Source organism: Actinomadura sp. B10D3 (assembly GCF_039871695.1).
Lineage (GTDB): Bacteria > Actinomycetota > Actinomycetes > Streptosporangiales > Streptosporangiaceae > Spirillospora > Spirillospora madurae.
Map to the genome: position 1 here is coordinate 309,386 of NZ_JBDPLY010000004.1, position 20,120 is coordinate 329,505.

Here is a 20,120-nt window from a genome sequence, read left to right on the forward strand (position 1 = left end):
CTACCGCGACCGGGCCGTCCCGGCGCGCCCCCAGGTGAGGCGGCGGCGCGGCTTGAACACCGAGAGGCCCGTGGCGGTGAGCAGCATGGTGAGCTGGCCGGAGAGGACCGCCACCTGCCACCACTGGCGCCCGCTGGAGGGGTCGGCCCCGCCCGCGGTGGCGTCGGCCATCGCTTCGGGGGTGAACAGCAGCATCCCGACGAGGATCACCCCGATCAGCAGGACCAGCTTGGCGAACACCCAGAGGTGGCGCGTCAGGCCCCAGTGCGTGCCGAGGGAGAGCGCGATGCCGGAGACGAGCGCGGTGAGGCTGAGCGGTATCCCGCCTCCGAACACCATGACGCTCATCAGCCGGTAGGCGGAGTGGGCGAGCGTCCCGTCCGCGGTCAGCGTCGCGGTGAGGTTGAGCAGCACCAGGCCCCAGACCTCGCCGAGCAGCGCGACGGACGCGACCACGTGCACGACGATGATCGTCTTGCGGACGGGCTGGCCCGGCCGCCACCACTGCCCGGTGGCGGCGGGGCGCGACTGGATGGCCGACATGGCGGAACTCCCGGATCTTCTCGGCGACAGCCCGATCATGCAGGCCGGGCGCGGGCCGCGTCGTCGGGCGACCGGAGGCTCCCCGGCTGCTCCGGCCGGAGCAGCCGGGGGCACGGCGGCTGCTCCCCCCGTGGTAGCCGGTGCGGCGGTAGGCCGAGACTTGACCTGGCCATCAGGTGCGGAGGACGGACGCCGGGAAGGGATCCCGTGCAGGTCTCTCCCGATCCCAATGAGGAACGATGCGTCTCATCGCCCGCACCCACCAGCTGCCCGTACGGCTGGCCGTCGGCTCCTTCGTCCTGAACTCGGGCCTGTCGAAGCTCCAGAACCTGGAGGAGACGGCCGAGCAGACCCACGGCCTGGCCACGACCGCCTACCCGTTCCTGAAGTCGCAGGATCCGCGGGACTTCACCCGCCTGCTCGGCAGGACCGAGATGGCGCTGGGCGCCGCCCTGCTGGTCCCGCTGGTGCCGTCCCTGCTCGCGGGGGCGGCGCTCACCGCCTTCTCCGCCGGCCTCGCGGGCCTGTACCTCCGGCTACCGGGGATGCGGGAGGAAGGCGGGCTGCGCCCGACGCAGGCGGGCGTCCCCCTCGCCAAGGACATCTGGCTGGTGGGAATCGGCTCCTCCCTCGTCCTGGACGAGCTGAGCTGCCTGCGCAGGGACCGCCGCGCCCGCTGACGCGGCTCTGCGAACCGCCGGCCGTCAACAGGGAATCTGGCCCTCCGGTTAAGCCGCTGTCATAGACCGGAACCGGCCAGGCGAGGCGCGCCTCACGTGGGGAGATAGGCGCACCGCGACCGCCCGGCTCCGCGCCGCGTCCCTGATGCCGGTCACCGCCGGCCGCCCGACGGGGGGCGGTCGGCAAACGCCCTGGCCCGATTCGGCCAGGCGCGATGCGGGTTCCGGCCCGGACCACCGGCCGCCGCCCGCCTCGGGCCGGGCCGGGCCGCCTACCGTCGAAGGTGAGCCATTGCACCACCCCCTCCGGCAAAGGCGACGGGACGATGACGATGACCATGGCCGGCACGACGGCGCCGGAGACCCGGCTCGCCCTGCACAGGCCGGGTCCCGCCCGGGTGCAGGACCATCTCCTCGGCGGCAAGGACAACTACGCCCCGGACCGGCAGCTCGCCCAGCGGATCCTGCGGCTCGTCCCGCATGCCGCGGCGACGGCCCACGCCGCCCGCGCCTTCCTCGCCCGGTCCGTCCGGCTGCTCGCCGAGCGCGGCGTCCGGCAGTTCCTCGACCTCGGCTGCGGGCTGCCGCGGGCCGACAACCCGCACCAGATCGCGGCCCGCCACATCGGCGGGCCCCGCGTCGTCTACGTCGACCACGACCCGCTCGTCATCGCGCACGCCCGCGCCCTGCTCATCGACGGCGGCAACGTCGCGGCGCTGCGGGCCGACCTCCGCGACCCCGACGCGATCCTCGGCAGCCCCGAGGTGCGCCGGCTGATCGACCCGGCCGAGCCGGTCGCGCTGGTGTTCTCCTCCGTCCTGCACTTCCTGCCCGGCGCGGGCGACCTCGTCGCCGCGCTCGCCGCGGCGGCCGTGCCGGGCAGCGCCCTGGTCGTCTCCCACGCCACCGGCGACTTCGCCCCGGCCGCCGTCGGCGTGGCCGCCCGGCTCTACCGCGAGGCGAGCGGCGTCCCGGTCCATCCGCGCGGCGGCGCCGACATCGCCCGCCTCCTCGGGCCCTTCCGCCCGCTGCCGCCCGGCGTCACGCCGATCGGGCCGGCGGGGCCGCCCTTCGAACCGGTCATGTACGGCGTCGTGGGGATACGCTGACGGCCACGGCCTCGGATGTGGCATTGGCCACATTCACGCCGCCCGGTACGCTACCGCGGCATGCCGGGCCGGGCCCGCGGCAGCCCTTCCGCCGCCGGTCATCCGGCCGCCCGGCTCCATCACTCTGCGTCAGAGGGCGGTGCACCACGCGCAGAGAAATCTCATTCAGTCGTTAGAAACGGTAACGGTTCGGCCCCTAGGGTGTCCCGGATGCCGACGAACACCCTCACCCCACCGGATACCGAGACCGGCGCTCCCCCGGCGAGGGCGCCCCGGATGAGCTGGCTGGACGCCCTGCGCGGCCTCGCCGCCTTGGTGGTGGTGTTCGAGCATTCCCTGGACGTCCTGCTGCCCGAGGTCCGCCGCGGGGCGAGCCCGTGGTTCGACTTCGGCCGGTACGGCGTGTTCGTGTTCTTCCTCGTCAGCGGCTACGTGGTGCCGTTCTCGCTGGAGCGGCGCGGCAGCGTCCGGCACTTCTGGGCCGGGCGGGTGTTCCGGCTCTACCCGGCATGGTTCGTCTCGGTGGCGCTCGCGCTGGCGCTCGGGTCGGCCGGCCTGTCCTACGGGCTCCCCGCCGCGCTCGGCGAGCGCCCCTGGGCGTCGACGCTGGCGCACCTGACCATGCTCCAGGACCTGCTGGGCGTCCCGAACGTCGTCAACGTCTACTGGACGCTGTCGTACGAGATGGTCTTCTACCTCCTCGTGACGGCGATGTTCGTCGCCGGCGTCCACCGCTCCAGCGCCCGGGTGGCGCTCGGCTTCGGCGTCGGCGCGGCGATCCTCGGCGTGGCCCTGCCGTCCGGGCTGCTGGCCTCCCGGTGGCCCGGCGGGACGATCCTCGCCGCCGCGCTGTGCCTCGCCGGCGGCCTGGCCGCCATGGTCAGCCGGCGGCGCACGGTCCGCCGCGCCGGGGTCGCGGTCGTGGCGGCGCTTGCCCTCGGCCTGCTGGTCCTCGACAGCCGCATCGGCGCCATCGAGAGCCTGTGCATCATCGCCACCATGTTCGCCGGGACGGCGATCCGCGGCGTCCAGGACGGGCGGCTCCCGGTCCGGCGGGCCGCCGCGATGGTCGCGGTCGTCCCCCTCCTGTCGGTGGCCGCGGGCATGCGCACCCCGACGAGCTGGGCCCTGTACGCCAATCCGAACCCGCTCGGGCGGGACTGGTCCATCGCCGTGGCCGCCGCGTGGCTGACCTTCCTGGCGGGCCTGGCGCTCCGGAACCGCCCGATGCCCCGGTTCCTCGTGTGGCTCGGGCTGGTCAGCTACTCGGTCTACCTGCTGCACCCGATGATCGTCCAGGGCATCTGGCACGCGGCCGGCAAGGACACCTGGGGCCTGCCCGTCCCGGTCCGGGTCGCCTGGGGCGTGGTGCTGCTCGCCACCGTCCTGACGTCCGCGGGCCTCGTGCACCGCTTCGTCGAGCGCCCGGCCCAGAACCTGGGCCGGCGCGTGACGTCCCGCCGCCGTGATGACAGCGTCCGCTTTCTTGCCTACAGTGAGGCCGATTTGCGACAAAGCTCCTGAACTTCGTCGAACGGACACCGGATGACAGAAGGGCCCATGCCCGCCGAGCTGCCCGACGTCCTGCGGCAGCATCTCCAGGCCGCCGTCGACGAGATGGAGCGGGAGATCCGCGACCAGGTGCCCGAGTACGCGGGCGCCGACGGCGGCGAGTACGCCAGGAGGGTGGAGCGGACGGTCAGCGACACCGTCGCGTTCTTCGTCGACTCCGTCGACCATCCGGACGCCGACGCGCGCAACATCACCGAGCTGTACATGCGGCTCGGCGAGGAGGAGGCCCGGCAGGGCCGGAGCCTGGCCGCCCTGCAGAACGCGATGCGGGTGAGCAGCCAGGTCGCGTGCCGCCGGTTCATCAAGGACGCCTACCGGCTCGGCTGGTCGCGGGAGACGCTCGGCCGGCTGACCGACTCGCTGTTCATGCTGCTGGCCCGGGTCGCCGACGCCGCCGCACAGGGGTACGCCCGCGAGCAGGGGCAGCTGGCGACCGAGCGGGAGCGCCGCCGCGAGCGGCTGCGGGACCTGCTGGTCGCCGAGCCCGCCCCCGCGCACGAGGCGATCGCCGAGCTGGCGGCCGCGGCCCGCTGGGACCTTCCGAGGAGCATCGCCCTGGTGGCGCTGCCGCCCGGGGCGCCCGCCGGCGCGCGCATCCTGCCGCCCGCCGTGCTGGCCGACTGGGAGGCGCCGGTCCCCTTCCTCGTGGTGCCCGACCCCGAGGGCCCCGGGCAGGACCGGCTGTGGTCCGCGCTGCGCAGGCTCGGCACGGCGGCGATCGGGCCGACCGTTCCCGTCGGGCGGGGTGGCGTCTCGCTGCGGTGGGCCCGGCACGCCCTGACCCTGGCCGAGCGGGGCCTGCTGCCGGACGAGGGGCCGGTCCGGTGCGCCGACCACATCGCCTCGCTGGCCGCGCTCGCCGCGGAGGAGCTGATCGGCGCCACCGCGGGCGCCGTCCTCGGGCCGCTGCTGGAGCTGGCCCCGGCGCGCCGGCAGCCGCTCGCCGAGACGCTGCTGACCTACCTGCGGTGCGGCGACAACGCGGTGACCGCGGCGGAGCGGCTGCACATCCACGAGCAGACCGTCCGGTACCGGCTGCGCCGCATCGCCGAGCTGACCGGCGGCCGGTTCACCGAGCCCGAGGGCCGGCTGGACGTCATGCTGATGCTGAGCTGGCTGGTGCGCACGGGCCGCGCCGAGCGGACGGCCTGATCGCGGACCGTCCTCTCCGAGGACTCACCGGGTGGCCAGATGGAGTCCGAGGAAGGCGAGCTGCGGGCGGAGCCGGGACCGCCAGTACGCGGCGTCGTGGCATCCCCCGGTCATCGCGCCCGCCGGGTGGACGCGGTCGCGGAACTCCCTCACGCGCTCGGCGAACGGATCGCTCGTCCCGCAGTCGACGCGGAGCGGGACCCCTTTCAGAACGCCCGCAGCACCGAAGACGTCGTGGCGGGCGAAGTCGCCGGGTCCGTCGAACGCGCGGGCGTTGGCGTCGCGCGCGTCCGCGTAGGAGGCGAACAGGGCCGGGGACGAGGCGACCAGTGCGGCCGTCCGCGCCGCGCCCAGCCGGCGGGCCAGGACGAAGGCACCGAAGCCGCCCATGGACCAGCCGATGAGGCCGACGCGGCCGGTCCGCGCGCCGCGGCCCTCCAGGCGCGGCAGGAGCTCGTCCACGATCATGGCGATGGGGTCGTCGCCGGACGCGCGGGGGTGCCAGTAGCCGTCGGGCCCGCCGTCCACGGCGGCGAGGGCGAACGGCGGGGCGCCGTTGGCGGCGGCGTCCGTCAGGTAGTGGTCGAGTGCCAGCTTCCGGACGAGCGACGCCCCCGTCTCGCCGCTGCCGTGCAGCGCGACGGCGACCGGCAGCCCGCGCGGGGAACGGCCCGCGGGCGCCACGACGGTCGCGGTGACGGTGGTGCGGCGGTGCGCGGAGCGCCACGTCATCGTCTGGACGTCCCCGGACGCGGCGGGCGGGGCGGGCAGGTCGCCGCATCGGCCGAGGGCGCGGTCCAGCCGGACCTTGCCGGGCAGGACCTCGCTCTCGACCAGGCCGTACCCGGCACCGCCCGCGGCGGCGACGGCGCCGAGGCCGCCCAGCCCGCCGAGCAGGAACGCGCGTCTGCTGACCAAACCGGGGTCCTTCCTGAGGGGAGCTAGGAAATTGGACGCGGCGGCGGGCCCGCGGTTCCCTCCGGAGGTGCGCCGTGTCAGGCGGTGGCCTCCCTGCCGCGGGCGGCGTGCGCCGACCGCGACAGCAGCGCCACCCCGCCGGTGAGGAACACGACGCTGACCGAGACGGCGGCGAACGCCGCGGCCGTCCGGGGCGGGAGGGTCTCGAACGCCAGGACGGCGACGAGGTAGGACGCGATCGGGTTCGTCATCGTCATCGCGGTCATCGCCGCGGGCAGCGACCCGGCCGCGAACGCCCGCTGCTCGATGACCAGGCCGAGGAGCGTGCTGCCCGCGAGCGCGTAGCCGGGCCAGTCCACGGCGGTGGCGGCGACGCCGCGGTGGACGAGGTCGGCGGTGGTGAGTTTGATCAGCACGGCGGTCGCCGCGAAGCACAGGCCGGCGCAGACGCCGAGCAGCGCGGCCCGGACCGGCCCCGCGCGCAGCCACGCCGCCCGGGACAGCACGGCGATGAGCGGCGCGGCGATCAGCCCGGCGAGGAAGATCCGGGGCCGGGACGGCTCGCCCTCGGGCGGGATCGCCCCCGGCACCGTGAACAGCACGGCGAGGCCCGCGGACACCGCGATGCCGCCGAACAGGTCGAGCCGCGCGGGACGGCGGCCGGTGCCGACCGTGCCGAGCGCGATGGTGAACACGAGCTGGGTGACCAGCAGCGGCTGGACGATGGCGGTCGAGCCGAAGTGCAGCGCGACCGCCTGGGCGCAGAACCCGGCGAGGTTCACCGCCCACCCGGTCAGCCACACCGGGTCGCGCACCAGCCGGCGCAGCAGCCCGTGCGCGGCGGAGGCGTCCGACACGCCGTGCACGGCGCGCCGCGCCGCCCGGTACTGCAGCGCCGCCGCCGCGGCGAACAGGAACGCCGCGACCAGGCTGAAGCCGACCGACCACGCCATCAGGCCGTCCCGCTCTGCGCGCCGCTGCCCGCGCCGCTGCCCGCGCCGACCTCGGCGGCGAGCCGCGCGAACGCGCCGAGCAGCGCGTCCGGGAACCGGACCGCCTCGGGCAGCACCCGCGGCTCGGCGGTCACCGAGACGTGCAGCGACCCGTTCCAGCTCAGCGCGCCCACGGCGAACGGCACGCCGTCCGCGAGCGGCAGGATCGGGTGGACGTCGCCGAGCGGCGCTCCCGCGAGCGACATCGGCAGCGGCGGACCCGGCATGTTGGACACGATGCCTCCGAAGAACCGCGCGCGGTAGGTGCCGCGGGCGGCGCGGGCGTGCAGCGGCGGCGGCAGCGCGCCCATCAGCCGCATCGCGGCGGTGCTGGCGACGGCCCGGCCCGAACGGCGGCGCCGCTCGGCCGCCTCGTGCACGGCGTCCAGCCGGTCGCGGACGGGCATCGGCGCGACCGGCACGTCCAGCCGCAGCGCGGCGGTCAGGTTGCCGGGCACGGCGGTGCGGCCCCGGCCGGGCGGCGCGGGGGCGCGCAGCGTCATCGGGACGGCGGCGCGCAGCGGCCGGCCGTCCACCCGCTCGCCGCGCTCCGCCAGCACCTCCGCGACGACCTCGCCGGTCAGCGCGAGGAGCACGTCGGTGACGCGGACGCCGGACGCGCGGGCCACGTCGCGGACCCCGCCGAGCGGCAGCGTGGCGGTGCCGAAGGCGCGGTCCGGCGCGAGCGTCCCGGTGACCGACACGGTCGGCGCCCGGCCGTCGAGCCCGAGCTGGACGAGGCCGGGCAGGACGGCGGCGGCGCGGGCGAGGCTCCCCGGCCCGCGCACCGGGCCCGCCTCCGGGAGCCGCGGTTCGAGGATGCCGCGCAGGATGTCGACGACGCCGATCCCGTCGGCGATGGCGTGGTGGAGGAGGATCACGACCGCGTCCGGGCCGGACGCCCCGCCGCGCACGACCCAGAACCGCCAGAGCGGCCGGTCCCGGTCGAGCGGCTCGGTGACGAGGCGGGCGACGAGGCCGTCCAGTGCGGGGCGCCCGCCCGGCGACGGCAGGTCCGCCTCCACGACGTGCGCGCGCAGGTCGACGAGGCCGGCGTCCGCCCAGCGCGGCCGGCGCAGGGCGCCGCCGGGCCTGATCCGCTGGGTGAGGCGCGGAAGGTCGGGCAGCCGCTCGGCCATGAGGGCGCGGACCCGCTCGGCCGAGGGGCCGGGCCCGGCGAACTCGGCGACGCCGCCCACGACCTGCGGGACCTCCGCGCTCTCGACGTGCAGGAAGAAGGCGTCGGCGGCGGCGACGCGCTGTTCCCGTCCGGGCCCGGCGCCGGGGACGACGTCCGGCGGCCGGCGGCCCGGCGCCAGGCCGGCGCGCAGGCGCTCGACCCCGGCGGCGGCCGGGACGAGCAGCAGCCCGCCCGGGATGTCGACGACGTAGTGGGCGGCGGTCGCGACGATCACCAGGCCGGTGACCACCAGGTGCAGGGCGCACAGCCAGGCGAAGAACGCGCCGCACCGGGCCCGCACCGCGGCGACCCCGATCCAGGCGACCCAGCCGATGTGCAGGCTCGGCATCGCCGCGTAGGGGTTCGCGCCGGCGGACACCACGGTGGTGCCCCAGGTGGCGGGCGGGTGGTGGATGGCGATGACGTCGGTGTAGCCCTCGCCGGGCAGCAGCCGCGGCGGGGTCGCGGGCCAGGCGGCGAAGCAGCAGATCGCGATCAGCGTGACGAGGATCAGCGTGTTGCGGGCCCACGCGTACGCCGGGTTCCGCGTCCACCACAGATAGGCGAGGAGCCCGAACGTCCCGATCACGTACGTGGTCGCGTACTCCCAGGCGGCGAGGGCGCCCAGCCACTCGTGCCGGACGAGCAGGTCGTTGAGCGGGCGCTCGGCGTCCAGCCGCGCCCAGCGCTCGAACTCCAGCAGCGCGCGCCCGTGCGCGTCGCTGGCGGCACGGTCCCCGCTGAAGGCGTGCGTGAAGACCAGGTACACCACCAGGACGGCCAGCGCGGCGGCCACCTCCCGCGCGGCCGACGCGGCTCGTCCCGCGTCCTCGTCCTCCGCCCCGGACGCGACAGCCTCGCTCCGGTTCACGACGCCCCTCCCGCCTCGCGCAGCGCACCGCCCTCACCGATCATCCTCCCCACGATCGGGCGGAACGACCACGACCCGCCCGGTTCTTCCGTCTTCGGGGGCAGGAATGGGATTTCCTGCGGAAGCTCCCGTCCAGGTCTTGACCCCCGGCAGCAAACGGGCATAAATACAATGGAAACAAACTCAAACGGGAGGGAAACCACATGGACCGGGGAACGGCGCGCACATGATCGTGACGGTGACGCTCAACCCCAGCCTCGACCGGACGATCGAGGTGGACGTGCTGACCCGCGGCGCGGTGATCCGGGCCCGGTCCGCGCGGCTGGACCCGGGCGGCAAGGGCGTCAACGTGTCCCGGGCGCTGCTGGCCAACGGCGTCGCCTCCGTCGCGGTCGTCGCGGTCGGCGGCGCCGACGGCGACCAGCTCCGCCGGCTGCTGGAGACCGAGGGCATGCGCGTCCGCGCCGTCCGCGTCGCGGGGCGCACCCGGTCGAACGTCACGGTCGTCGAGCCCGGCGGCGTCGTCACCAAGCTGAACGAGCCCGGCGGCCCGCTGTCGCCCACGGAGCTGGACGAGGTCGGCGCCGTCGTGGCGGCCGAGGCCGGCGCCGCGAGCTGGGTCGTCGGCTGCGGCAGCCTCCCGCCCGGCGTTCCCGACGCGACCTACGCCGGCATGTGCCGCCGGTTCGCGCAGGACGGCATCCGCGTCGCGGTCGACACCAGCGGGCCCGCGCTGCGCGCCGCCGTGACCGCCGGCCCCGACCTGATCAAGCCGAACCGGGAGGAGCTCGCCGAGGCGGCCGGCGGCCCGGTCGACACCGTCGCCGACGCCGTCGAGGCGGCCGCGGAGCTGCGGGCGCGCGGGGCCCGCGCCGTCCTGGTCAGCCTCGGCGCGGAGGGGGCGGTGCTCGTCGACGACGACGGCGTCCTCACCGGCGAGGCGCCCGTCGCCCACCCGCGCAGCACGGTCGGCGCGGGCGACGCGCTGCTCGCCGGGTTCCTCGCGGGCGGCGCGCGCGGCCCCCGGGCCCTCGCCGAGGCGCTGGCCTGGGGCGCGGCGGCCGTGCGGCTGCCCGCGAGCCGGATGCCCGGCCCGGCCGACGTGCGGCGCGACGACGTCCGCATCCATCCGCGTCCCGACCTCGCCCGTCCCCTCCTCACCTGATCCCCGCGAGCAGTACCACCCCACCCCCGATCGACAGGAGGCCCGAGATGGCCACCACGTACACCCCGGAGCCCGCCGGGAGCGGGCTCCGGGCCCACATCCAGCGGCTCGGCGGCAAGATGGCCGGGATGGTGATGCCGAACATCGGCGCGTTCATCGCCTGGGGCCTGATCACCGCCCTGTTCATCCCGACCGGCTGGCTGCCCAACAAGGACCTGGGCGAGCTGGTCGACCCGATGATCAAGTTCCTGCTGCCGCTGCTGATCGGCTACACCGGCGGCCGGATGGTGCACGGGCAGCGCGGCGCGGTCGTCGGCGCGGTCGCCACCGTCGGCATCATCGTCGGCGCCGACGTGCCGATGTTCCTCGGCGCGATGATGATCGGCCCGTTCACCGCGTACCTGCTCAAGCTGTTCGACGATCTCGTCCAGGACCGCGTCCGGACCGGGTTCGAGATGCTCGTCGACAACTTCTCCGCCGGGATCATCGGCGGCGCCATGGCGGTGGCCGGCAACCGGGTCATCGGCCCGGTCATGAACACCTTCTCCGAGTGGGCCGGGGACGGGGTGAGCTGGCTCGTCGACCACGACGTGCTGCCGCTGACGTCCCTGCTCATCGAGCCCGCGAAGGTGCTCTTCCTCAACAACGCCGTCAACCACGGCGTGCTCAGCCCGCTCGGCGTCCAGCAGGCCGCCGAGCACGGCAAGTCGGTGCTGTTCATGCTGGAGTCCAATCCCGGGCCCGGCCTCGGCGTCCTGCTCGCCTACTGGTTCTTCGGGCCGCGCCGGCTGCGCCCGAGCGTCCCGGCGGCGGCCATCATCCACTTCTTCGGCGGCATCCACGAGATCTACTTCCCCTACATCCTGATGAAGCCGCGGATGATCCTCGCCGCGATGGCGGGCGGCGTCACCGGTGTGGCGATCTTCGTGGCGTTCGGCACCGGCCTCGTCGCGACCCCGTCGCCCGGCAGCATCTTCGCCTACCTCGCGCAGACGCCCCGTGGCGCGAGCAACTGGATCGGCGTCTACACCGGCATGCTGGCCTCCACCGCCGTCTCGTTCGGCGTCGGCGCCGCGCTGCTCGGCTTCGGCAAGCTCGCCGAGCCCGCGGCCGACGGCGACCCCGAGGCCGCCGCGGAGCAGGACGGCACCGCCAAGGCGGAGACCGCCAAGGACGACGTCGCCACGGACGACACCGCGAAGGACGAGGCGGCCGGGAGCAAGGCGCCGAAGGACGCCGGCGACGGCGCCGCCAAGGAAACGACCGCCCACTGACGGAAGGCACGGCCACCATGAACGGCAAGGACATCCGCAAGCTCGTCATCGCCTGCGACGCGGGCATGGGCAGCAGCGTCATGCTCGCCGGCCAGCTGCGCAAGACGCTGAAGAAGCAGGACGTGACCGTCGAGCACACGCCCGTCGACGCGATCCCCGCCGACGCGGACGTGGTCGTCTGCCACACCGGGCTCGCCGCCCGCGCCCGGCGCGGCGCCGGGGACGCCCCGGTGATCCCGTTCGAGGTCTACCTCGGCGACCCGGCGATCGACCGGCTGGTCAAGGCGATCAAGGACGGCGGTGAGGTCGGTGGCTGAGGGAGCCGCCGGCCTGCTCGCCCCCGAGGCGATCCGGCTGGACGCCCGCGCCTCCGGCCGCGACCACGCCATCCGCGTCTGCGGGCAGGTGCTCGTCGACGCCGGCGCCGTCGAGCCCGCCTACATCGACGCGATGCTGGAGAGGGAACGCTCCATCTCCACCTACCTCGGCGAGGGGGTGGCGATCCCGCACGGCACGTCCGGGGGCCGCGACCTCATCCACCGGGACGCGCTCGCCTTCGTCAGGTTCCCCGACGGGGCGGACTGGGACGGCAACCCGGTCAGCGTCTGCATCGCGATCGCGGCGCGCGGCGACGGGCACATGGCGATCCTCGCCGAGCTGGCCCAGGTGCTCATGGACCCGGACCGGGCCCGCGCGCTCCGCGAGGCCGACGACCCCGGGCGGGTCCTCGCCCTGCTCGCGCCGGAGACCGAAGAAGAAACCACCGAAAACCGAGAAGAACAGGGACACACCGTATGAAGGTCGCCCGTTTCTATGCACCCGGCGACATCCGGCTGGAGGACGCGCCCGAGCCGGCGCCGGGCCCCGGCGAGCTGAAGATCCGCGTCCGGAACTGCTCCACGTGCGGGACCGACGTCAAGATCTCTCGGTTCGGGCACCACCACATCGTCCCGCCGCGGGTGATGGGCCACGAGATCGCCGGCGAGGTCACCGAGGCCGGCGCGGGCGTGGAGGGCTGGACGGCGGGCGACCGCGTGCAGGTCATCGCCGCGATCCCGGACGGGACGTGCTCGGAGTGCGGCCGCGGCCGGATGACGGTCTGCACCGCGCAGGAGTCGATGGGGTACCACTACGACGGCGCGTTCGCCGAGTACATGATCGTCCCGGCGAAGGTGCTCGCCGTGGACGGGGTGAACCGCATCCCGGACGGCGTGTCGTTCGCCGAGGCGTCGGTGGCCGAGCCGCTCGCCTGCGTCCTCAACGGCCAGGAGCTGGCGGGCGTCGGGGAGGGCGACGACGTCGTGGTGTTCGGCTCCGGCCCGGTCGGCTGCCTGCACGTGCGGGTCGCGCGGGCCCGCGGCGCCGCCCGCGTGTTCCTCGTGGAGGTCAACGCCGAGCGGCTGCACCAGGCCGCCGCGATCGTCAAGCCGGACGCCGCGATCGACGGGAGCGTCACCGACGCCGTCGAGCAGGTCCTGGAGCTCACCGGCGGGCGCGGGGCCGACGTCGCCATCACCGCCGCCGCGTCCGGCGCCGCGCAGGAGCAGGCGCAGCGGCTCATGGCGCCCGGCGGCCGGGTGAGCCTGTTCGGCGGGCTGCCGAAGGACGACCCGGTCATCTCCGTCGACGCCAACCGCGTCCACTACCGGGAGCTGTCCCTGGTCGGCGCGAACGGGTCGAGCCCGGCGCACAACGCCCGCGCGCTGGAGCTGATCGGCTCCGGGCAGGTCCCGGTGGAGGACCTCATCACCCACCGGCTGCCGCTGGACGCCGTGCACGAGGCCCTGGACCTCGTCACCCGGGGCGCCGCCATCAAGGTCACGATCGAGCCCTGAAACCGAACCCCGAAGGAGTCGGCCATGCCCGAACGAACCGTCGTCATCGCCGCGGCGCAGGGCCTGCACGCCCGCCCGGCCCAGCTCTTCGTGCAGGCCGCCGCGCGGCAGCCGGTGCCGGTCTCGATCCGGGCCGGGGACAAGGCGCCCGTCCCGGCCAACAGCATCCTCGGCGTGCTGTCGCTCGGCGCGCGGCAGGGCACGGAGGTGACCCTGTCCGCCGACGGCGAGGAGGCGGACCGGGCGCTGGACGAGCTGGCCGGACTGCTCGCCCGCGACCTGGACGCCGAGCAGCCCGCCTGACCGGTCCCGCGAACCCTCACAATGGACGCGCGGGACAACGGAGACGGGACGGGTGGAACGGTCATGTACGCCGAGGAACGGCAGCAGGCGATCCTGGCGCTGGCGCGCTCGAAGGGGCGGGTGGACGTGGTCGCGCTCGCCGAGGAGTTCTCGGTCACGACCGAGACGATCCGCCGCGACCTGACCGTGCTGGAGCGCGCCGGGACGATCCGGCGCGTGCACGGCGGCGCGATGCCGGTCGAGCGGCTCGGGTTCGAGCCGGAGCTGGCGGCGCGGGACGCGGTGATGACCGAGGAGAAGCAGCGCATCGCCAAGGCCGCGCTGGAGGAGCTGCCCGCGGACGGCTCGGTCATCGTGGACGCGGGCACGACCACCGCCCGGTTCGTCCAGCTGCTGCCCACCGACCGCGAGCTGACGGTGATCGTGAACTCGCCCCCGCACGCCGCGGTGCTGGCCACCCGCCCCAACCTCACCGTGATCATCCTGGGCGGCCGGGTGCGCGGCCGGACGCTCGCCACGGTCGACGACTGGGTGCTGCGCCCGCTGGCCGACCTGTGGGTGGACGTGGCGTTCATGGCGACCAACGGCTGCTCGGTCGAGCGCGGGCTGACCACGTCCGACCAGGCCGAGGCCGCGGTGAAGCGGGCGATGATCGCCTCGTCCCGACGGCGGGTGCTGCTCGCCGACCGCACCAAGATCGGGCATGACCATCTGGTGCGGTTCGGCGACCTGTCCGACATCGACGTGCTGATCACCGACACCGGGCTGGACACCGACCTGGCCGCCGACCTCGCCGCCGAGGGGCCCGAGGTCGTGCGGGCGTGAGCCGCCGTCCCGCCCCCGGGGGGGCGCGGGCCCGCGGCGGTGCCCGTCAGCCGGCCGCGGGCGGGATGCCGTTGGCGGGCGCCTGCGGCTGCGGCGTCGTGTAGGGCTGGATCGGGCCGTCGGCCGCGTCGGTGGTCAGCGGCTGCCCCTGCGGGACGACGTTCTCGCCCTTGATCGTGCCGATCACCGCGCCCGTGTAGCCGGCGTGCGACTGCGCGCTGTAGGCGAACGGGACGACGCCCGGCCCGGTGAACTTCGACTTCTCAAGCGCCTCAACGAGGCCCTTGCGCGTCGGGTTCTTCCCGGCCGCCTGGAGCGCCTGCACGAAGGTGTAGGCCACCGACATCCCGTAGACGATGTTGCCGTTGAACGGCAGCTTCGGGATGTACTGGGCGTGGATCTTCTTGAACAGCGCCGTCCAGCTGTTGGAGGCGTCGCCCGGCGCCGACAGGTAGCCGTCGGTGATCATGCCCTGGATGAGCGGGCTGCCCTTGACCGCGCTGCCGCCCTGCTTGGCGAAGCTCTCCAGCAGCCCGGTCAGCGTGATCGGGTCGGACCCGACGTTGCTGACGACGAACGTCGGCTTGTAGTTCAGCTTCAGCGCGGCGAGCCGGAACAGCGCCGTGTACGTGGGGATGCTGAACAGCACGACGACGTCCGCCTTGGACTGGGCGATCGCCTGGACCTGCGCGCCGATGTCGGTGTTGCCCGGCTGGTAGGACTGCCGGGACACGACCTGGTCCTTGGGGATGTACTTGTCGAGGCCCTTCACCCCGTCCTGGCCGAAGTCGTCGTTCTGGAAGAAGTAGGCGACCTTCTTCCCGGCGAAGGTCTTCTTGACGTGGTCGCCGAGGATCTTGCCCTCGCGGATGTAGTCGACCTGCCAGCCGAAGGTCTGCGGGTGCTTGTCCGGCTGGTCCCAGCAGCCGCAGCCGGACGCGACGAACAGGTCCGGGACGCGCTGGGCGTTGAGGTAGTCGACCACCTTGGAGTGCGTGGGGGTGCCCAGCCCGTTGAAGATCGCGAAGACCTTGTCCTGCAGCACGAGCTTCTGGGTCACGCTGACGGTCTGGGTCGGGTTGTAGGCGTCGTCCACGTACTTGTAGACGATCTTGCGCCCGTGGATGCCGCCGTTGGCGTTGACGTAGTCGAAGAGCGCCTTCGAGGCCGCGGAGTTGGCGCTGTAGCCGGGCGCGGCCGGCCCGGTCAGCGGCTGGTGGCTGCCGATGGTGACGGTCGTGGCGGTCACGCCCGGCGCGGCGGACCCGCCGCCGTCACCGCCGTCACCGCCGCAGCCGCTCGCCGCGACCGCCAGCGTCGCCGCGGTCATCAGGGCGAGCGCCCGCCTTGTCCGGGGTCGCTTCATCTGCTCCTCCTGGGTGCGTTGTGGTAGGCCCCGATGTGTCACTTGGTGCGGAACCGCGCGGCCCGGGAGCCCGGTCGCGCCTGGTGCGGGCACGGCGCCGGACGGCGCCGCCGATGTCGCGCAGGCCTCCCTGGAGGCCGCGCGGGAAGGCCAGCGTCACCACGATGAGGACGAGGCCGTAGATGGCGAGGGGCAGGTTCGAGGCGATGTTGTGCGAGAGGCCGGACGAGGTGGACAGGTCGGACGCCCACGTCGGGACGTACACCAGGATCAGCGCGCCCCACACCGCGCCCGGCAGGCTGCCGAGGCCGCCGATGATGATGGCGGCGATCAGCTGGAGGGACAGCGTGAGCGGGAAGGCGCCCGGCGCGGCCAGCGTCGCGACCACCGCGAGCAGCCCGCCGCCGAGGCCGGCGCAGGCCGCCGAGACGACGGTCGCGGTGATGCGCAGCCGGGCGACGCGGACCCCGCTCAGCGCGGCGGCGATCTCGTCGTCGCGGCTGGCGCGCAGCGTCCGCCCGAACCGGCCGCGGATCAGGTTGGCCAGCAGGAACAGGGTGATGACGGCGCCGAGGCAGGAGATCCACGCCTGCCACCGCTCCAGCGGGAACGTCTCGCCGAGCCCGGCGGGCGGGATCGGCGGGATGATCGTCAGCCCGTTCTGCCCGCCGAGCTGGTCGGTGAGCGGCTTGTAGTTGGCGAGGCCGGGCAGGCCGACGGCGAAGGCGAGCGTCGCGCCCGCCAGGTAGGGGCCGTGCAGCCGGGCGGCGACCGCGCCGACCACCACGCCCGCGACCGCGGTGACGCCGGCGGCCGCCGCGAGGACCGCGGCGAGCGGCCAGCCCCAGTGCCCGATGACCAGTGCGGCGGTGTAGGCGCCGACCGCCATGAACGCGCCGTGGCCGAGGGAGATCTGCCCGCCGAGCCCGGTCAGCACCGTCAGCCCGGCGACCGCGCAGGTCAGGTAGGCGGCCTGCGCGATCTGCAGGTCGCGGTACGGGCCGACGGCCGTGGTCAGGAAGTACAGCGCGACGATGGCGGCGACCGCCCCGGCGGTGTGCCGGGTCAGGGTCGAGCGGCGCAGGACGCTCAGGACGGGAGCGCTCACCCTGTCACTCACCACGTCACACCCTCCGTCCCACGCTGGCGGCGAACAGGCCGTTGGGTCTGACCATCAGGACGGTGATGAGCGCGGCGAGCGCACCGAACGTGACCAGGTCCGAGCTGACGTAGCCGGACACGTAGCTCAGCGCGCAGCCGAGCAGCAGCCCTCCGACGACGGCGCCGGCCGGGCTGTCCAGCCCGCCGATCACCGCCGCGGTGAACCCGAAGACGAGCATCGAGTCGAACTGGGCGGGCCCGACGAACACCGACGGCGCGATCAGCACCCCGGCGAGCGAGCCGACGAGCGCGGCGAGGGCCCACCCGAGGGTCAGCATCCGGCCGACGCGCACGCCCTGCAGCCGGGCGATCTCGGGGGCGAACGCCGACGCCCGCAGCCGCAGCCCGATGTCGGTGCGGACGAACAGCAGCGTCAACAGCACCATGACGGCGGCGACGGCACCGATGACGAACAGATCGAACGGCGACAGCAGCAGCCGCGTCTCGCCCACCGACAGCCCCTTGATCGTGAACGCCGGCGGGTAGGAGTGCGGCGTGTCGCCCCAGATCATGCCCGCGCCCGCCTGCAGCAGCACGAACAGCCCGAGCGTGACGATGACGGCGTTGAGCGGCGGCTTGTTCTCCACGGGGCGCACCACGACCCGCTCGATGACCGCGCCGAGCACCAGCCCGGACGCGAGCGCGACGGCGAGCGCGACCCAGTAGGAGCCGCCGCCGTCGATGACGCTCCAGGCGAGGAACGTCGTGAACATCAGCATGCCGCCCTGCGCGAAGTTCACGATGCGGGTGGAGCGCCAGATCAGCACGAGCGCGAGCGCGACCGCCGCGAACACGACCCCGGACGTGATGCCGGCGAGCGTGAGATTGATGAATCGGACCATCAGAACCCCAGGTAGGCGTGGCGGAGGCGGTCGTCGGCGGCGATGGTGGCGGCGGGTTCGGACGCCACGACCGCGCCGAGGTCGAGGACGACCGCGCGGTCCGCGACCGACAGGGCGCTGCGGGCGTTCTGCTCGACGAGCAGGACGGTGCGGCCGTCCTCGTCGCACAGCCGGCGCAGCACGGCCATGAGCTGGGCGACGACGCGCGGCGCGAGGCCGAGGGACGGCTCGTCCACCAGCAGCAGCCGCGGCGCGCCGGTGAGCGCGCGGGCCAGCGCGAGCATCTGCCGCTCGCCGCCCGACAGGGTGGCGGCGGTCCGCGCCCGCCGCTCGGCGAGCGGCGGAAACAGCTCGTACATCTCGGCGACCCGCCGGGCGAGCGCGGCACGGTCGCGGCGCCAGAGCCCGCCGAGCCGCAGGTTGTCCTCGACGGTCAGCTCGGTGATGACGCCGCCGCTCTGCGGGACGTGCGCGACGCCGAGCCGGACGATGTCCTCGACCGGCAGCCCGGTCAGGTCCCTGCCGTCCAGCTCCACGCGCCCGGCGCGCGGCCGCAGCAGGCCGGAGACGGTGCGCAGCAGGGTGGTCTTGCCCGCGCCGTTCGCGCCCAGCACCGCGGTGATCGAGCCCTCGTCCACCGACAGGTCCACGCCGCCGAGCGCGCGGACGGCGCCGTAGTGGACGGTGAGGTCCTTCACCTCAAGCACCCCGCACCTCCTCGCCGAGGTAGGCGTCCAGGACGGCCGGGTCGTCGCGGACCTCCGCGGGCGCGCCGCTCGCGATGACCTTGCCGAAGTCCAGCACGACGACCTGGTCGCAGACGTTCATGACCAGGTCCATGTGGTGCTCGACGAGGACGACGGCGGGGCCGCCGCGCAGCCCGCGGATCAGGCCGGCCAGCTCGTCCATCTCGGCCGACGACAGCCCGGCGGCCGGCTCGTCCAGCAGGAGCAGATCGGGCTCGGCGACGAGGGCGCGGGCCAGCGCGACCCGTTTCTGCACGCCGTAGGGCAGCTGGCCGGGCAGCCGCGCGGCCTCGCCCTCGACGCCCAGCTCGGCCAGCCGGGCCAGCGCCCGCTCGCGCAGAGCCGCCTCGTCGCGGTCGGCGCGCGGCAGCGCGAACAGGCCGGAGAAGAACCCGGTCCTCGCGTGCGGGTCGGCGCCCACCATCACGTTCTCCAGGACGGTGAGCCCCGGGAACAGGCCGAGGCCCTGCAGGGTGCGGGCGATGCCGAGCCGCGTCAGGTCGTGCGGCCGGTGCCGGCCGAGCACCCGGCCGCGCCAGCGCACCTCCCCCGACCTCGGCCGGACGAAGCCGCACACGACATTGAACAGGGTCGTCTTGCCGGCGCCGTTCGGGCCGATCACTCCCGTGACCCGCCCCTGCGGCGCCGTGAGCGACACGCCGTCCAGGGCGACCAGGCCGGCGAAGCGGACGGTCACCCGTTGAAGTTCTAGTTTTGCGGAGGAGCCGGACATGTCGCCTCACCTCGCCGATGAATCAGCGTTAATCCCCCGAGGCCAGAATGCACATACCGACTGGTCGGATTCCATGAAGATAGAATCACCTGGCGGCTCCGGTCAACAGCCGATTCGCAGGTCGCCGATTACCTAGTCCGCCGAATCATCCCGAGCCCGGTAGGCTGATCGGCGATCTGCGGGCGGCCGTGCCGGGGCGGCGCGAGAACCCCGGTGACTCCCGGACGGAGGTGGAGTGATGACGCAGGCGCCCGTGGGCCGGCTCTCCGGCAACCTGCCGCTGCCCGACCGGCTGCTGGCCGTGGCGACCCGGATGTTCGCCGAGAAGGGCTTCGAGAACACCTCGGTCCAGGAGATCGTGAACGCCGCCGGCGTGACCAAGGGGGCGATGTACCACTACTTCGGCTCCAAGGACGACCTGCTCCACGAGATCTACCACCGGCTCCTCGGCCTGCAGATGTCCCGGCTCGAGCAGATCGCAGACGGCCCCGGCACCGCGGAGGAGCGCCTCCGCGAGGCGGCCGTCGACGTCCTCAACACCTCGTTCCTCTACCTGGACGACTTCACCGTCTTCTTCCGCTCGACGCACCTGCTCCCCCGCGACCGCCGCGAGGCCGTCCGCGCCGAGCGCCGCCGCTACCACGAGCGCTTCCGCGCCCTGGTCGAGGAGGGCCAGCGGGAGGGGACGTTCCGGACCGACACGCCCGCGGACATCGCCGTCCACTTCTTCTTCGGCACCGTCCACCAGATCGGCACCTGGTACCGCCCCGGCGGCCGCCTCCAGACGGCCGCCATCAGCGAGCACTACGTCGACCTGTTCCTCAACGGACTGAGGCGCTAGACGGGCGGCGCC

At 74.4% G+C, this 20,120-nt stretch carries 21 protein-coding genes; 12 read left to right on the forward strand and 9 right to left on the reverse strand.

The window, feature by feature from the left end; all coding sequences use genetic code 11:
- Positions 1–543 (reverse strand): hypothetical protein, encoded by a 543-nt coding sequence (locus tag ABGB11_RS09870; protein WP_347631091.1) that lies wholly within the window; start codon positions 541–543, stop codon positions 1–3.
- Positions 544–782: 239 nt separating this feature from the next.
- Here ABGB11_RS09870 and ABGB11_RS09875 point away from each other — a divergent pair, with 239 nt between their 5' ends.
- From ABGB11_RS09875 to ABGB11_RS09890, 4 genes are all read left to right on the forward strand, one after another.
- Positions 783–1,223 (forward strand): hypothetical protein, encoded by a 441-nt coding sequence (locus tag ABGB11_RS09875; protein WP_347631093.1) that lies wholly within the window; start codon positions 783–785, stop codon positions 1,221–1,223.
- 326 nt (positions 1,224–1,549) lie between these two features.
- On the forward strand, positions 1,550–2,332 hold the full coding sequence (locus tag ABGB11_RS09880; protein WP_347631094.1) for an SAM-dependent methyltransferase: 783 nt from the start codon (positions 1,550–1,552) through the stop codon (positions 2,330–2,332).
- Between the two features lie 210 nt (positions 2,333–2,542).
- Positions 2,543–3,856: an acyltransferase gene (locus ABGB11_RS09885; protein WP_347631095.1), complete on the forward strand. Its 1,314-nt coding sequence runs from the start codon at positions 2,543–2,545 to the stop codon at positions 3,854–3,856.
- 21 nt (positions 3,857–3,877) lie between these two features.
- Positions 3,878–5,056 (forward strand): helix-turn-helix domain-containing protein, encoded by a 1,179-nt coding sequence (locus ABGB11_RS09890; RefSeq protein WP_347631097.1) that lies wholly within the window; start codon positions 3,878–3,880, stop codon positions 5,054–5,056.
- 24 nt (positions 5,057–5,080) lie between these two features.
- Here ABGB11_RS09890 and ABGB11_RS09895 read toward each other — a convergent pair whose 3' ends face one another.
- The 3 genes from ABGB11_RS09895 to ABGB11_RS09905 all read right to left on the reverse strand — a co-directional run bounded on the left by ABGB11_RS09895 (position 5,081) and on the right by ABGB11_RS09905 (position 9,017).
- A complete protein-coding gene (locus ABGB11_RS09895) occupies positions 5,081–5,974 on the reverse strand; it encodes an alpha/beta hydrolase-fold protein (RefSeq protein WP_347631099.1) in 894 nt (297 codons plus the stop codon).
- Positions 5,975–6,051: 77 nt separating this feature from the next.
- The gene (locus ABGB11_RS09900; protein ID WP_347631101.1) at positions 6,052–6,927 is read right to left on the reverse strand and encodes a DMT family transporter; all 876 of its coding nucleotides are present in this window, start codon (positions 6,925–6,927) and stop codon (positions 6,052–6,054) included.
- Positions 6,927–9,017: a phosphatase PAP2 family protein gene (locus ABGB11_RS09905; RefSeq protein ID WP_347631102.1), complete on the reverse strand. Its 2,091-nt coding sequence runs from the start codon at positions 9,015–9,017 to the stop codon at positions 6,927–6,929. The genes ABGB11_RS09900 and ABGB11_RS09905 overlap by 1 nt, the downstream gene beginning before the upstream one ends.
- A 226-nt stretch (positions 9,018–9,243) precedes the next feature.
- On the opposite strand from ABGB11_RS09905, the gene pfkB reads away from it, so the two are divergent.
- The 7 genes from pfkB (at position 9,244) to ABGB11_RS09940 (ending at position 14,419) form a co-directional block, all read left to right on the forward strand.
- Positions 9,244–10,182: a 1-phosphofructokinase gene (gene pfkB, locus ABGB11_RS09910; RefSeq protein WP_347631103.1), complete on the forward strand. Its 939-nt coding sequence runs from the start codon at positions 9,244–9,246 to the stop codon at positions 10,180–10,182.
- A gap of 47 nt (positions 10,183–10,229) precedes the next feature.
- Entirely contained in the window at positions 10,230–11,456 is a 1,227-nt protein-coding gene (locus ABGB11_RS09915; protein WP_347631105.1) for a PTS mannitol transporter subunit IICB, read from the forward strand.
- A 17-nt stretch (positions 11,457–11,473) separates the two neighbouring features.
- On the forward strand, positions 11,474–11,773 hold the full coding sequence (locus ABGB11_RS09920) for a PTS lactose transporter subunit IIB (protein WP_347631106.1): 300 nt from the start codon (positions 11,474–11,476) through the stop codon (positions 11,771–11,773).
- Positions 11,766–12,254, forward strand: coding sequence for a PTS sugar transporter subunit IIA (locus ABGB11_RS09925; protein ID WP_347631108.1), 489 nt, complete (start codon positions 11,766–11,768; stop codon positions 12,252–12,254). Before ABGB11_RS09920 ends, ABGB11_RS09925 begins: the two co-directional genes overlap by 8 nt.
- Positions 12,251–13,291 (forward strand): zinc-dependent dehydrogenase, encoded by a 1,041-nt coding sequence (locus ABGB11_RS09930; RefSeq protein WP_347631109.1) that lies wholly within the window; start codon positions 12,251–12,253, stop codon positions 13,289–13,291. The genes ABGB11_RS09925 and ABGB11_RS09930 overlap by 4 nt, the downstream gene beginning before the upstream one ends.
- A gap of 24 nt (positions 13,292–13,315) precedes the next feature.
- On the forward strand, positions 13,316–13,594 hold the full coding sequence (locus ABGB11_RS09935) for an HPr family phosphocarrier protein (RefSeq protein ID WP_347631111.1): 279 nt from the start codon (positions 13,316–13,318) through the stop codon (positions 13,592–13,594).
- A 63-nt stretch (positions 13,595–13,657) separates the two neighbouring features.
- Positions 13,658–14,419: a DeoR/GlpR family DNA-binding transcription regulator gene (locus ABGB11_RS09940; RefSeq protein WP_024934906.1), complete on the forward strand. Its 762-nt coding sequence runs from the start codon at positions 13,658–13,660 to the stop codon at positions 14,417–14,419.
- A gap of 46 nt (positions 14,420–14,465) precedes the next feature.
- On the opposite strand, the gene ABGB11_RS09945 is transcribed toward ABGB11_RS09940, so the two are convergent.
- The 5 genes from ABGB11_RS09945 to ABGB11_RS09965 are packed head-to-tail and all read right to left on the reverse strand — an operon-like array spanning position 14,466 to position 19,267.
- A complete protein-coding gene (locus ABGB11_RS09945; RefSeq protein WP_347631113.1) occupies positions 14,466–15,785 on the reverse strand; it encodes an ABC transporter substrate-binding protein in 1,320 nt (439 codons plus the stop codon).
- On the reverse strand, positions 15,703–16,905 hold the full coding sequence (locus ABGB11_RS09950; RefSeq protein WP_347631115.1) for a branched-chain amino acid ABC transporter permease: 1,203 nt from the start codon (positions 16,903–16,905) through the stop codon (positions 15,703–15,705). Before ABGB11_RS09950 ends, ABGB11_RS09945 begins: the two co-directional genes overlap by 83 nt.
- Positions 16,906–16,909: 4 nt before the next feature.
- The gene (locus tag ABGB11_RS09955; protein WP_347631117.1) at positions 16,910–17,788 is read right to left on the reverse strand and encodes a branched-chain amino acid ABC transporter permease; all 879 of its coding nucleotides are present in this window, start codon (positions 17,786–17,788) and stop codon (positions 16,910–16,912) included.
- On the reverse strand, positions 17,788–18,495 hold the full coding sequence (locus ABGB11_RS09960; protein ID WP_347631118.1) for an ABC transporter ATP-binding protein: 708 nt from the start codon (positions 18,493–18,495) through the stop codon (positions 17,788–17,790). The genes ABGB11_RS09955 and ABGB11_RS09960 overlap by 1 nt, the downstream gene beginning before the upstream one ends.
- Positions 18,488–19,267 (reverse strand): ABC transporter ATP-binding protein, encoded by a 780-nt coding sequence (locus ABGB11_RS09965; protein WP_347631120.1) that lies wholly within the window; start codon positions 19,265–19,267, stop codon positions 18,488–18,490. Before ABGB11_RS09965 ends, ABGB11_RS09960 begins: the two co-directional genes overlap by 8 nt.
- Positions 19,268–19,505: 238 nt before the next feature.
- Here ABGB11_RS09965 and ABGB11_RS09970 point away from each other — a divergent pair, with 238 nt between their 5' ends.
- The gene (locus tag ABGB11_RS09970; RefSeq protein ID WP_347631122.1) at positions 19,506–20,108 is read left to right on the forward strand and encodes a TetR/AcrR family transcriptional regulator; all 603 of its coding nucleotides are present in this window, start codon (positions 19,506–19,508) and stop codon (positions 20,106–20,108) included.
- Positions 20,109–20,120: the final 12 nt, after the last annotated feature.

Excerpts from the sequence above, each read along its gene's own strand:
- ABGB11_RS09870 (WP_347631091.1), bottom strand. The coding sequence starts at position 543 with ATGTCGGCCATCCAGTCGCGCCCCGCCGCCACCGGGCAGTGGTGGCGG.
- ABGB11_RS09875 (WP_347631093.1), top strand. The coding sequence starts at position 783 with ATGCGTCTCATCGCCCGCACCCACCAGCTGCCCGTACGGCTGGCCGTC.
- ABGB11_RS09880 (WP_347631094.1), top strand. The coding sequence starts at position 1,550 with ATGACGATGACCATGGCCGGCACGACGGCGCCGGAGACCCGGCTCGCC.
- ABGB11_RS09885 (WP_347631095.1), top strand. The coding sequence starts at position 2,543 with ATGCCGACGAACACCCTCACCCCACCGGATACCGAGACCGGCGCTCCC.
- ABGB11_RS09890 (WP_347631097.1), top strand. The coding sequence starts at position 3,878 with ATGACAGAAGGGCCCATGCCCGCCGAGCTGCCCGACGTCCTGCGGCAG.
- ABGB11_RS09900 (WP_347631101.1), bottom strand. The coding sequence starts at position 6,927 with ATGGCGTGGTCGGTCGGCTTCAGCCTGGTCGCGGCGTTCCTGTTCGCC.
- pfkB (WP_347631103.1), top strand. The coding sequence starts at position 9,244 with ATGATCGTGACGGTGACGCTCAACCCCAGCCTCGACCGGACGATCGAG.
- ABGB11_RS09915 (WP_347631105.1), top strand. The coding sequence starts at position 10,230 with ATGGCCACCACGTACACCCCGGAGCCCGCCGGGAGCGGGCTCCGGGCC.
- ABGB11_RS09920 (WP_347631106.1), top strand. The coding sequence starts at position 11,474 with ATGAACGGCAAGGACATCCGCAAGCTCGTCATCGCCTGCGACGCGGGC.
- ABGB11_RS09930 (WP_347631109.1), top strand. The coding sequence starts at position 12,251 with ATGAAGGTCGCCCGTTTCTATGCACCCGGCGACATCCGGCTGGAGGAC.
- ABGB11_RS09935 (WP_347631111.1), top strand. The coding sequence starts at position 13,316 with ATGCCCGAACGAACCGTCGTCATCGCCGCGGCGCAGGGCCTGCACGCC.
- ABGB11_RS09940 (WP_024934906.1), top strand. The coding sequence starts at position 13,658 with ATGTACGCCGAGGAACGGCAGCAGGCGATCCTGGCGCTGGCGCGCTCG.
- ABGB11_RS09945 (WP_347631113.1), bottom strand. The coding sequence starts at position 15,785 with ATGAAGCGACCCCGGACAAGGCGGGCGCTCGCCCTGATGACCGCGGCG.
- ABGB11_RS09955 (WP_347631117.1), bottom strand. The coding sequence starts at position 17,788 with ATGGTCCGATTCATCAATCTCACGCTCGCCGGCATCACGTCCGGGGTC.
- ABGB11_RS09965 (WP_347631120.1), bottom strand. The coding sequence starts at position 19,267 with ATGTCCGGCTCCTCCGCAAAACTAGAACTTCAACGGGTGACCGTCCGC.
- ABGB11_RS09970 (WP_347631122.1), top strand. The coding sequence starts at position 19,506 with ATGACGCAGGCGCCCGTGGGCCGGCTCTCCGGCAACCTGCCGCTGCCC.